Source organism: Nostoc sp. 2RC (assembly GCF_014222165.1).
GTDB lineage: Bacteria > Cyanobacteriota > Cyanobacteriia > Cyanobacteriales > Nostocaceae > Nostoc > Nostoc linckia.
The window spans coordinates 15,285-27,708 of the sequence record NZ_JACKZU010000060.1 but is presented as its reverse complement, the minus strand read 5'-3'; the positions used below and the strand labels follow the sequence as shown (position 1 = coordinate 27,708).

Here is a 12,424-nt window from a genome sequence, read left to right as displayed (position 1 = left end):
GTGTGGGAGGAGACGGAGGTGTGGGAGGATGGTGAAAAAATCTTTCCCCCCACACTCCCCACACTCCCCACACTCCCCAGTTACCAATCCCTAGCTCTAATTTCAACCAAAAAGTTATAATTTTTATAGATTCACCACAAAAGGAACAATGGCTAAATCTGATATTCATCCCAAGTGGTATCCAGATGCTAAAGTCTACTGTAACGGTCAAGTTGTGATGACCGTTGGCTCTACCAAGCCAGAATTACACGTAGATGTTTGGTCTGGAAATCACCCATTTTACACTGGTACTCAGAAGATTATCGACACCGAGGGTAGAGTTGAGCGGTTCCTCCGCAAATACGGTATGTCCAGCGAACAAAGCACCGGCACCAAAAAGAAAAAGTAGCGGGTTGGCTCTGCTGTTAACGACGACCCTGCATTTTTCGGGGTCGATTGTCATTTATATGCTCGAGCCAATTTGTTATTTTTTTAAGGAGCGATCGCACTCGTCATGGCTGAATCATACTTACTGGACAAACTAAAATCCGTTGAACAAACCTTTAATGAATTAACCCGTCGTCTTGGCGACCCCGATACCGCTAGCAACCCTGATGAGTATCAACAAATTGCTAAGTCTCGTTCTTCTTTGGAAGAGGTAGTTAATACCTATGAAATTTGGAAAACAGCCCAAGAAGACTTGATCGGAGCGCGTCAAGTACTTAAAGAATCTGCTAGTGACCCAGAACTGCAAGAAATGGCAGCACTGGAAGTAGATGAACTTGAGGAAAAAATAGAATATTTAGAGACTCGTTTGAAAGTTTTATTGCTGCCTCGCGACCCCAATGATGAAAAGAATATCATGTTGGAAATTCGCGCTGGTACGGGTGGCGATGAGGCCAGTATTTGGGCTGGGGATCTGATGCGGATGTACACTCGCTACGCCCAAACTCAAGGTTGGAAAGTTTCTCTGGTGAGTGAATCTCTGGGAGAAATGGGCGGTTGGAAAGAAGTGATTCTGGAAATTAAAGGTGACGACGTTTACAGTCAGCTAAAGTTTGAAGCTGGAGTGCATCGCGTACAGCGGGTGCCGCTTACAGAAGCAGGCGGACGGGTTCACACTTCCACTGCTACGGTGGCAATTATGCCAGAGGTCGATGATGTGGAAATCCACATTGACCCGAAGGATATTGAAATGACCACGGCTCGTTCTGGTGGTGCTGGTGGACAAAACGTCAACAAGGTGGAAACAGCCGTTGACTTGATGCACAAACCAACGGGAATTCGGATTTTCTGTACTGAAGAACGCAGCCAGTTGCAAAACAAAGAACGAGCGATGCAAATTCTCCGGGCGAAGTTGTATGAAATGAAGTTACGCGAACAACAAGAAGCTGTAACTTCCATGCGGCGATCGCAAGTTGGAACGGGATCGCGATCGGAAAAAATTCGCACTTACAATTATAAAGACAACCGCGTTACCGACCACCGTTTAGGTCAAAACTATTCTCTTAATCCAGTCTTGGAAGGCGATTTGGAGACTATTATCCAATCTTGCATCTCCCAAGACCAACAGGAACGTCTAGCTGAATTAGCAACTGCTAGCGTTAATTAATTTTTATTAGTAAAAAGTCTGATAAACCGCTTGCTGAATTGTTAATTTTAACACCTGTAAGCGGTTTTCTAATGCAGCGCGGAGTGCATCTTCTATTTCAGTAGGATAACTATAATAGGCAAATTCGTGTTTCATAACGTAATTTATCTTTGCCCATTCCTTAAGAGCTTGACAGGTATAAATTAAGCTTTCTACTTCTTTTTGCCAACGTCCAAAAATCCGATAGCTAAAAAAGCTACTACACACGTTACCTGCTGCATCCCAGTAAGAAATACACACCTGATGCTTTAGACAATGGATTTTCTTGATTTGTTTAATCTGATAGCCTTTAATTTTCAGAGCTTGTTCGGCTTCACGGTTTGAAATTTGCCACTGTTCTGGTTTAATTTTATTAGTCGCAATAAAATTTCGACCTTTACGGCGATATTTTTTTATTTGGCGTGGCTTAGAAAACATGATGCACCTTTGTGTGACTGGCAACAATGCCGAATGAGGTAGCAGCGTCTACGATCTATAATAAAAACGAACGTTGCTTAATTACAATGTTCATTTAAATTACCATTAACAATGAAACTTGTCAATAGTAAACTAAAATTTTAGACTTTATCACTAAACTAATAAAAGCAGTTGACTAGCTACACAAGCAGTGAACATCGAAAGCAGAGAAAAACTAATTGAAATTATCAAACTAGCTCGCGGTTCCATGAGCCAGCGAGCTTTTGGCAAGCTTTTGGGAGTTTCTGCTACTGCTGTTCAATTGTGGGAAAAAGGTGTAAATGTTCCAGATACTGAATATTTGGCAAAAATCGCAGCGAGAGCGGGTTATACACTCCAGGAGTTACTTAGTTGCTTGGATGGCAAGCCAATACAAGAAACTTCGGATTTGAGTTTGATTCTCAGACAAATACAGCACATGCCTCTTAGCCAAGTGGCTCAAATCGTTCAAGCTGCGGCTGATAGGTTTGCTGCTGTGGCTGAAGCTTCAGGTGATGAAGCTTCAGCCAGTTGAATAGTTGTTCACAATAGAATTTAAATCATTCAATTAGCTCGTGGTTTGTTGCTGTCAAGATTCATTTATATAGATATGAACAAACCTTGTTTACATAACGAAGACTTTTATGGCTGGACGCAGCAGCAGGCGAAAGCGCTAGAGCAGAGGCTAGTTATGGAACTAGACTGGGAACACCTGCAAGAGGAAATTCAAGCGTTGGGAAGACAGGAGTATCGGCAACTCGTGAGTCGTTTGAGTGTATTACTCGGTCATCTTTTGAAGTGGGAATATCAACCCGAACAACGTTCTCGCAGTTGGTTTTTAACAATTCGAGAACAGCGTCGTGCCATCCACAGGCATTTGCGACAGAACCCCAGCTTGAAGTCTCGAATAGAAGAAGCCTTGTTAGATGGCTTTGAAGCAGGAGTCGATTTAGCGCTACGAGAAACTAACTTACCATTACGAACTTTTCCAGAGTATTGCCCCTATTTATTTGATGATGCGATCGCAGACACTTTCCTGTGCGATACTCGTCAAGACTGGGAAGGATAATTCCTACCATTTTTGTTAGTTAATGAAATTTCTTCAAAGACTGAAGCAATTCATCAATACTGCACACAACAAATGGAATCAAAACAGTAGGGAATCACCATACTGTACAACAAATTTTTGGATCATCCAACCAGCCGGCTTTATAAACTCCACGAACAGTTAGATAAATTATAGGACTCCTATTTGATTGGGTGAAAATAATCGCGTACACCCATATTTATCTAAAACCCTGTTGCCTATTGCCTGACTACACAAATAATTTTAGATATCAAACCGGATTCCTATACTCATGTAAGTTTATGGTTGGAATTCTAGCGACCATATTTTAGAGAAACTTTTAGAATTGAATTTAGACTTAGCTGAGAAACAAAAACAGGAGAATCTGTTATTCTCCTTTGACTAGCAGTCTGAAATATAGCATTCTTAAATTAGGAAAAGTTAGAACCCCGACTGATTTGAGAAGTCGGGGTTCTAGACACAGCGAGTTTTTACAAAAAGTTACCAAATAACTATCAGAGCAAATCTAACCACTGGCAAGTAATAAAAAATGGTTTTAAAATGGTGAAATCTTAAATGATTTTAAGGGTGTATCTATGTCGCTACGCAATGAACCTTTAGACTGGCAAGTTGAAACGAACAATGCTTATATACCAATATACCATCAAGGCAATTTAGTTGGATTTTTTAAACAAGAATATGCAAGCGAAATAATTAGTTTTTTGAATGATGAAGAAGTTTTTAAAAAAGCACTTAAACTAGCTTGTACTGACTTAATAAAAAAAATGGGTGGGGACACCAATAAAGTAAATTATCTAATTCACAAATATGTAAAAAGTAGCGAACGTCCCAAATACGGAACTAGAGCGATCGCTCTTTTACTTCGCGATCGGCAAAAAGAACTAGACTTGAGTAACCAAGAGTTTGCTAAATTTTGTGATACTTTTAAAGTATCTCCTACTGAACTGAATAATATTTATGCTGGAGAAGCATTTGATGATAGTCTGTTGGCACCACTTTCGCGAATATTAGGAATTGCAAAAGAGCGGTTGCTAGAAGTGCGAGACGGTTTAGAAAAAGAAAGTAATGTATGAAAAGCAAATGATAATTAGCAAGTGGTAAAAAATCATGAAAACAGACAGTATTTTTTACCGCCTCTTTCAAGAATTTCCTAGTATTTTCTTCGAGCTTATCGGAAATTCGCCCGAAGAAGCTAGCCTTTATCAATTTTCATCAATTGAAATCAAACAAACAGCCTTCAGGATTGATAGTGTATTTTTACCCACACAAGGCACTGAAAACCAGATTTATTTTATCGAAGTGCAGTTTCAAGCTGATACAGAAATTTATTCACGGCTATTTGCCGAAATATGTTTGTACCTCCGCCAAAATAAACCGCAAAATAACTGGAATACTGTGATTTTATACCCTAACAGAAGTATCGATACAGGTGATATTAAACATTATCGTGAGTTCTTCACAAGTCAGCGAGTTAGACGAATTTATTTAGATGAATTAGGTGAAACTGCATCGCTTCCAATTGGTATTGGAACTGTTAAATTAGTAATGGCAACTGAAGATATAGCAATTCTAGAAGCAAGGCAGTTGATAGACAGAACCAAATCAGAGATAGATTCACCATTAAAACAGCAGCAATTATTACAATTTATAGAAACTATTTTGGCTTACAAGTTTCCGACAATGAGTAGAGAGGATATGGAGAAAATGTTTGGCTTAAGCGAGTTAAAACAAACCAGATTTTATCAGGAAGCCTTTCAGGAAGGTATTCAACAAGGCATTGAACAAGGCATTGAACAAGGCATTGAACAAGGTAAACTACAAGCAGTACGACCCATGTTGGCGGCAGGTTTGAGCGTAGAATACATAGCACAAGCCTTGGATTTAAGTGTTGAAGAAGTTACAAAAATAGCAAAAAATCAGTCTTAAGAGGGATGCGGTAATTTTAATGCGTCACAGAGAGCAAATTTGATTTGCAGTTTTGCAAGTTTCCTGGAACAAATTTATAGTTAATTTTTGTTAATATTGGAAGCGGTATTAGTACTTCGTCCTCAATCACCCACTCCCTACCTGAGAGAAACTTAATGCTGCGACTCGAACATATTAGTAAAATTTATCCTACAGGCGAAGTTCTCAAAGATATCAACTGGGAAGTTAAACCAGGCGATCGCATTGGCTTAGTCGGTGTCAACGGTGCTGGAAAATCCACCCAACTCAAAATTATTACTGGGGAAATTGAACCGAGTTCAGGGGAAATCATTCGTCCTGCCAGTTTACACATAGCATACCTCAACCAAGAGTTTGAAGTAGATCCGACGCGCACTGTTAGAGAAGAATTTTGGACGGTTTTTAAAGAAGCGAACCAAGTACAGTTATCTCTGGCGCAGGTACAATGTGAGATGGAAGCGGCTAGTCCAGAGGAACTGGAACGGCTAATCAACAAATTAGATCGTTTACAACGCCAATTTGAAGCTTTAGATGGCTATGGCTTAGACGCACGCATTGGGAAAATCTTACCAGAAATGGGATTTGGGGTAGAAGATAGCGATCGCCTTGTGAGTGCTTTTAGTGGCGGCTGGCAAATGCGGATGAGTTTGGGTAAAATCCTGCTGCAAAAACCCGACTTGTTACTCCTGGACGAACCAACTAACCATCTGGATTTAGAAACCATTGAGTGGCTAGAAAATTACCTCAAGGGACTAATTACGCCGATGGTGATAGTTTCCCATGACCGTGAATTTCTTGACCGACTCTGCACCCAAATTGTGGAAACTGAACGCGGTGTTTCTACTACTTACCTCGGCAATTACTCTGCATATTTACAACAGAAAGCTGAAAATCAATCTGCACAACTGAGTGCTTACGAACGTCAACAGAAAGAATTAGAAAAACAACAAGTTTTTGTCGATCGATTTCGTGCCAGTGCTACCCGCAGTACCCAGGCAAAAAGCCGGGAAAAGCAACTGGAAAAAATTGAACGCATCGAAGCACCAGTAGCTGGAGTGAGAACTCTGCACTTCCGTTTTCCTCCCGCACCACGCAGTGGACGTGAAGTGGTAAACATCAAAGATTTTACTCATATCTATGATGATAAGATTTTGTTTTTGGGAGCGAATCTCTTAATTGAAAGAGGCGATCGCATTGCTTTTCTTGGCCCCAACGGTGCTGGAAAATCTACACTCTTGCGCCTCATCATGGGGATGGAAATACCCACAGAAGGTACTGTTCAATTGGGCGATCATAATGTTATTCCCGGTTACTTTGAGCAAAATCAAGCCGAAGCTTTAGACTTGAAGAAAACTGTCATGGAAACAATCCATGATGAAGTTCCCGATTGGAAAAATGAAGATGTCCGGACGCTTTTAGGACGATTTTTATTTACTGGTGACACAGTATTTAAGGCAGTCGGCGCATTAAGTGGAGGAGAAAAAGCTCGTTTAGCATTAGCAAAAATGCTTTTACGTCCTGCCAACTTATTAATCTTGGATGAGCCTACAAATCACTTAGATATTCCAGCAAAAGAAATGCTGGAAGAATCCCTGCAAAATTATGACGGTACGGCAATTGTTGTATCTCATGACCGCTACTTTATCTCTCAGGTAGCCAACAAAATTGTCGAGATTCGTGATGGTGAATTCCACGTTTATTTAGGAGATTATCATTACTATCTGCAAAAAATTGCTGAAGAAAAAGAACAAGCAAGGTTAGCTGCAATAGAAGCCGAAAAAGCTGCAAAAAAAGCTGCCAAAGCAGCCAAAGCTGCCACAAAAAGAAAATAATAAAGTGGACAATCGCTTACTAGTAAAACTCAACGCTAAGCATTTGTCAGTTTTTTATTTTAGTTAATGGGAGTTCCACGAAAAAAATAAACTATTCTGGTTAACGCGCTGACTGTTGACGCTTGACAATCAACGGTCAACAGTCACCAAGTAGCAATGGAATATTTTTTTACTTGGAAGTCCCTTACATTTTAAAAATACAGTTAATAACTGGTGACTTGCTGGCTTAAAATTGCGATTCAACTAACACAGCTAAATATTGCGTTCTCTATCAAAACTTTCATTGGTCATCAATAACACTCAGTCATAATTGACCACTAAAAAATGGTAACCTCACGTGTTGATATGCAACTAAAATGTGTGACAGGGTACTAAATAATCATTGATTATTCAAGATCAAAAACACGATAGAAAAATTACTAATATTTAAAAAATGTCTCAAAAAGCTGCAAGTCCTTCATAAAAGAAGTTAATAAGCAGAAATTCACTTGCGGCAGCGATTAGCAATGGTATCATTCGGGTATTACAAAAAGTAAAGGGCAATTTTACTATGACCAAAGCACCTGTTGCTCCTGTGGTGCTAGTCATTTTAGACGGATGGGGCTACTGCGAGCAGACGCGAGGAAACGCTATTGTTGCTGCTAAAACTCCGATTGTGGACAGTTTATGGGCAGCTTACCCGCATACCCTCATCCACACATCAGGAAAAGCCGTAGGGTTGCCAGATGGTCAAATGGGCAACTCAGAAGTTGGCCATTTGAACATTGGTGCTGGGCGAGTGGTACCACAAGAACTGGTACGTATCTCTGATGCGGTGGAAGATGGTTCCATTACCTCAAACCCAGCACTTGTCAAAATTTGCCAGGAAGTTCGCTCTCGCAATGGCAAGCTGCATCTAGTAGGGCTTTGTTCTGAGGGAGGGGTACATTCCCATATCACCCATCTGTTTGGACTACTTGACTTAGCTAAAGAGCAGCGAATTTCAGAAGTTTGTATCCACGCGATTACTGATGGTCGTGACACCGCGCCAACCGACGGTATAAAAGCCATCAGCCAACTACAAAATTACATAGACCGCATAGGCATCGGGCGCATAGTCACCCTCAGCGGTCGCTACTACGCGATGGATCGCGATCGCCGTTGGGATCGAGTCAAACGTGCCTACGATGTCATGACACAAAATACAGTGACTGACAACCGTAAGGCTGTGGAAATCTTGCAAGCATCTTACGGTGAAGGGGTAAAAGATGAATTTGTCAATCCCGTTAGAATTGCTCCTGGTGCAGTAGAAGCAGGGGATGGGGTAATATTTTTCAACTTCCGCCCCGACCGCGCTAGACAACTGACTCAAGCCTTTGTCAGTCCTGAATTTAACGGTTTTGAAAGAAAGCAAATCACACAGATCTCATTTGTGACCTTTACCCAATACGACCCAGACTTACCCTTAGCTGTGGCTTTTGAGCCGCAGAATCTCAATAATATTCTGGGACAAGTAATAGCCAATCACAATCTCAAGCAATTACGCACCGCCGAAACCGAAAAATACGCCCACGTCACGTATTTCTTTAATGGCGGTTTGGAAGAACCTTTTCCTGGTGAAGACCGGGAATTAGTCAGTAGCCCAATGGTAGCAACTTACGACCATGCCCCAGCAATGTCAGCAACAGCAGTTACAGACGTAGCGATCGCTGCCATTGAAAAGGGTTTATATTCTTTGGTTGTGATTAATTATGCCAATCCAGATATGGTAGGGCATACTGGTCAGATTGAAGCCACCATTACAGCCATTGAAACAGTCGATCGCTGTTTGGGACGATTACTAGAGAGCGTTATCAAAGCTGGCGGTACGACAATTATTACTGCCGATCATGGCAACGCTGAGTATATGCTAGATGAAGAGGGTAATCCCTGGACAGCTCACACAACTAATCCAGTTCCCTTTATCCTCGTGGAAGGAGAAAAAGTCAAAATCCCTGGTTATGGTACAAATGTCGAACTGCGAAGCGATGGCAAGCTAGCCGACATTGCCCCTACCATTCTAGAGATTTTACAGCTGCCTCAACCACCAGAAATGACAGGGCGATCGCTGCTGAAAACCGCAGAATACGAGCTGCAACGAACTCGCACCCCCGTGCAAGTGGGCTTGTAAAATAGTTAAGAGTGGAGAGTTAATAATTAAGAGTTAGGAGTGGAGAGTTAACAGTGAGGAGTTAATAATTAAGAGTTAATAGTGAAGAGCGATCGATTAAAATTTTCCTAACTCCTAACTTCTAACTCATAACTCCTAACTTCTCACCCCTAACTCCTAACTCCTAACTCCTAACTCCTCTTTTTTAAAACTTGTTATAAACGAGATTTCTACCATGACAGTTACTAATATCGTGCAAGGCATTTGGGCATTTTCCGCCGTTGGTCTAATTGTTTTAGTTTTGCTACACAGCCCCAAAGGTGATGGTATTGGAGCCATTGGTGGACAAGCTCAGCTATTTAGCAGCACCAAAAGTGCAGAAAACACCTTGAACCGAGTCACTTGGGCGTTGACAATCATTTTTCTTGGTTTAACAGTAGTTTTAAGTGCTGGTTGGCTGCCTAAATAAAAAAGATGAGGAGATGTAGCTTTAGCTTACCGCAGGGTGGAAGATGAGGGAGTAAGTGAGGGGGAAATGAGGAACAAAAGGCAATATCCAATACCGAAAACCCCCAAAAAATTAATTAGACAACTATTAGCAGCTCTTGGCTTAAGTATTAGCACTGGGCTGCTAATTATTTTTAGTAACTTGGGGTATGGGGGAGCCACTGCGGTCTTGGGGTCTCCCCAAGTAGAGCAAGTGGCGTCATGGGGCATGGGGGAGCCACTGCGGTCTTGGGGTCTCCCCAAGTGGAGCAAGTGGCGTCATGGGGCATTAGTTATTGTTTCTCCCTCATCTCCCACCCTGTGGGTTCCCGCTAGCGTCTCCCAAAGAGAAGTTAAAGCTACATCTCCCTCACCCTCCCTTCCCCCAAAACCTCATCCATTGCCATCCACACTCGCGCAGTGGCAAGATAACACTAACAGTGGCGACTACTTTTCCCAAGTGACAACAACTCAAGTTGGTTATTTAGTTTGGTCGCAATTTCCTATTAAAGTTTACGTAGAAACACCAAAGGCCGTTAGCGAAAAACAAGCTCAAGCATGGGTCAGCAGTGTCTTACAGGCTGTGCAAGAATGGAGTGCTTATTTGCCTTTGACAGTAGTGCAACAGCCAGAAGTCGCAGATATTAGCATTTTCAGAAAAGCGCCGCCTCTACAAATTTCTCCAGGTAGTAATATACCCCGTGCGCGATCGGCACAAACTACTTACGAGTTATATACCAATAACAAAGTTTTATTTCACCGCTTCAATATCTTACTCAGTCCGAGTCAAACAGGTGATTATATCCAAGCAGCAGCTCGTCACGAACTCGGACACGCTTTGGGAATTTGGGGTCATAGTCCCCTACAAACTGATGCTTTATACTTTTCCCAAGTTCGGAATCCTGCGTCTATTTCTCTTCGGGATGTGAATACTTTGAAGCTAGTTTATCAACAGCCGACAACTTTGGGATGGCCTTTAGTGGATAATTCAAATAGTAGGAGAAATCCCATGACTAACTTAAATGTACAACTACCCGAATCTTTATATAAACAAATTGAAGCTTTAGCAGCAAGAGAAAATATTTCTATTGAACAACTTACAACTATTGCCTTATCTGCACAAGTTTCCGCATGGATGACCAAAGACTATTTGGAAGAAAAAGCCAAAACTGGTAGTTGGGAAAAATTTCAGCAAGTTTTGAATAAAGTGCCCAACGTAGAACCAGAAGAATATGATAAACTGTAACAACTTAATTAGCGCAAAAAATAAAAATTTCAGATTAAGTCAACCAGTTTTTATCCAAAATTTGCTCTAAGGTATAAGGACATATTTCGTTAACTGTAGATGGCCTTGTAAAACTGGTAAGAGAATTCTTAGATCAGGTATCTGTATTCAGAATAAGTCACAAATCATTGCATGACTAGAATACTAGCCAATGCTGCCTAACATTGCTGCCCGATCGCACTCATTACCATTTTAGAATTTACACAGTGCGATCGCACTTTTTCCCTTTCCCTAAGCTCTACGACTAAGTGGTAAAGGTCGCTGTGTTAACACTTCTTCATAAAGTTTTTCTAACATAGTAATATTCTTACTGAGGGTATAGCGGTCTAATACGCGCTGTCTAGCTTTGTGCCCCAGTAAAGTTGTTAACTCTGGATGGTCTTGTAACACAGGTAAAAGAGTTCGCAATTGCGATCGCACAGTTTTCGTATTAACGACTATACCCGCTCCCTTTTCCAATACTTCTCCATCTGCACCAACATCTGTTGCCAAACAAGCCATCCCGCATGACATTGCTTCTAACAAAGATAAAGATAATCCTTCTACTAATGAAGGCAAAATAAATACATCCCCGCCGCGCAAAATTTCGATGCGCCGATTTTCATCTGCAACAAATCCTAACCAGATAATTCCGTATTCCCAACCATAAAATGGCTCTAAAGAAGACTTCAAAGGCCCATCACCAACAATTAACAGCTTGCTGTTAGCCTCCATTGATGACTGCTTCCAAGCTCTCAGTAGAGCTTCGACGTTTTTCTCTGGTGCTATTCGACCTTGATAAACAAACAAGCGTTCGGCTTGGAATTCTGCTTTGATTTGAGAATAACCTGGAGAATATTTGATGGTATCGACACCGTTAGGAATTATGGCAATATTTTCTTCCCTGACACCCATACGTGCCAATAATTCCCGCTGAATTTGGGAAAATACAATCACGCGATCGTAATTAACCAAAAAAGGTGCGTAGAGTTGATAAGCCAAAAGTTGCGTTCCTGATATCAGTTTTGCTCCTTTTCCAGCAAATGGTGTGTGAAAAGTAGCAACCAAAGGTAACTTCAGTTCTTCACAGATTTCCGGTAGAACAAAGTCTAGAGGAGATAAGGTTAAAGAAGCATGTACAACATCTGGCTTAATTTTCCGCAGCGAGTCGGTTAAAACTTTAGTCGCTTTAAAAGTGGGGATTGTGTAAACCTGGGATTTGTAAATAAAAGGTAGGGGAACCTCTTGGAGATTTGGCCAATTATCAGGCTCTGATTCTTCTTGAGCAAAGTGGAGAAAACTAACTTGATGCCCCTTGTCTAGCAAGGCGTTTGTAATTTCTCGACTGTAGGTAACATTACCGCAAAAGGGCGATTTTTTTCCAATCCAGGCTATACGCATTCTTTATTTGGCTGTAAGAAAAGCGGGTTTAATGTATTAATTTTGCGTCCTTGGTGGTCTTTATCGTTGTATACTTGCTAGCCTCATTTTTAATGCCAAAAATTAGTTCAAAAAGCTAATATTTTAGCTAATTAAACTCGTAAGTTTATGGCTTTATCGATTTTACTAATAAGTTGCCAATTTTATACATTTAAACAACTTATTTTGCTTAATATCA

At 41.1% G+C, this 12,424-nt stretch carries 11 protein-coding genes and 1 pseudogene; 10 read left to right on the top strand and 2 right to left on the bottom strand.

What is annotated here, in order from left to right:
- Nucleotides 1-148 precede the first annotated feature (148 nt).
- Together rpmE and prfA are read left to right on the top strand one after the other, a co-directional pair.
- Entirely contained in the window at nt 149-388 is a 240-nt protein-coding gene (rpmE, locus tag GNE10_RS09805; RefSeq protein WP_073641968.1) for a 50S ribosomal protein L31, read from the top strand.
- 105 nt (nt 389-493) lie between these two features.
- Nucleotides 494-1,591 carry a peptide chain release factor 1 gene (gene prfA, locus GNE10_RS09800; protein WP_185565011.1) on the top strand — a complete coding sequence of 366 codons (1,098 nt, stop codon included), beginning with the start codon at nt 494-496 and terminating at the stop codon, nt 1,589-1,591.
- A gap of 6 nt (nt 1,592-1,597) precedes the next feature.
- On the opposite strand, the gene GNE10_RS09795 is transcribed toward prfA, so the two are convergent.
- Nucleotides 1,598-2,047 carry a hypothetical protein gene (locus GNE10_RS09795; RefSeq protein WP_185565009.1) on the bottom strand — a complete coding sequence of 150 codons (450 nt, stop codon included), beginning with the start codon at nt 2,045-2,047 and terminating at the stop codon, nt 1,598-1,600.
- Between the two features lie 190 nt (nt 2,048-2,237).
- Between GNE10_RS09795 and GNE10_RS09790 the strand changes: the two genes are divergently transcribed.
- From GNE10_RS09790 to GNE10_RS09755, 8 genes and pseudogenes are all read left to right on the top strand, one after another.
- Entirely contained in the window at nt 2,238-2,600 is a 363-nt protein-coding gene (locus GNE10_RS09790) for a helix-turn-helix domain-containing protein (RefSeq protein ID WP_099070827.1), read from the top strand.
- Nucleotides 2,601-2,675: 75 nt separating this feature from the next.
- A complete protein-coding gene (locus GNE10_RS09785; RefSeq protein WP_185565007.1) occupies nt 2,676-3,134 on the top strand; it encodes a DUF29 domain-containing protein in 459 nt (152 codons plus the stop codon).
- A gap of 593 nt (nt 3,135-3,727) precedes the next feature.
- Nucleotides 3,728-4,225 (top strand): hypothetical protein, encoded by a 498-nt coding sequence (locus tag GNE10_RS09780; protein WP_185565005.1) that lies wholly within the window; start codon nt 3,728-3,730, stop codon nt 4,223-4,225.
- Between the two features lie 34 nt (nt 4,226-4,259).
- Nucleotides 4,260-5,078 (top strand): Rpn family recombination-promoting nuclease/putative transposase, encoded by an 819-nt coding sequence (locus tag GNE10_RS09775; protein ID WP_185565003.1) that lies wholly within the window; start codon nt 4,260-4,262, stop codon nt 5,076-5,078.
- A gap of 155 nt (nt 5,079-5,233) precedes the next feature.
- Nucleotides 5,234-6,928, top strand: a complete 1,695-nt coding sequence (locus GNE10_RS09770) for an ABC-F family ATP-binding cassette domain-containing protein (RefSeq protein WP_185565001.1) — start codon at nt 5,234-5,236, stop codon at nt 6,926-6,928.
- A 550-nt stretch (nt 6,929-7,478) separates the two neighbouring features.
- The gene (gene gpmI / locus GNE10_RS09765; RefSeq protein ID WP_185564999.1) at nt 7,479-9,077 is read left to right on the top strand and encodes a 2,3-bisphosphoglycerate-independent phosphoglycerate mutase; all 1,599 of its coding nucleotides are present in this window, start codon (nt 7,479-7,481) and stop codon (nt 9,075-9,077) included.
- Between the two features lie 214 nt (nt 9,078-9,291).
- Nucleotides 9,292-9,525: a preprotein translocase subunit SecG gene (gene secG, locus GNE10_RS09760; RefSeq protein ID WP_099070821.1), complete on the top strand. Its 234-nt coding sequence runs from the start codon at nt 9,292-9,294 to the stop codon at nt 9,523-9,525.
- A gap of 246 nt (nt 9,526-9,771) precedes the next feature.
- Nucleotides 9,772-10,521 (top strand): annotated as a pseudogene (locus tag GNE10_RS09755) (hypothetical protein); the annotation flags it as partial.
- 537 nt (nt 10,522-11,058) lie between these two features.
- Here GNE10_RS09755 and GNE10_RS09750 read toward each other — a convergent pair.
- The gene (locus GNE10_RS09750; protein WP_185564997.1) at nt 11,059-12,207 is read right to left on the bottom strand and encodes a glycosyltransferase family 4 protein; all 1,149 of its coding nucleotides are present in this window, start codon (nt 12,205-12,207) and stop codon (nt 11,059-11,061) included.
- Nucleotides 12,208-12,424 lie beyond the last annotated feature (217 nt).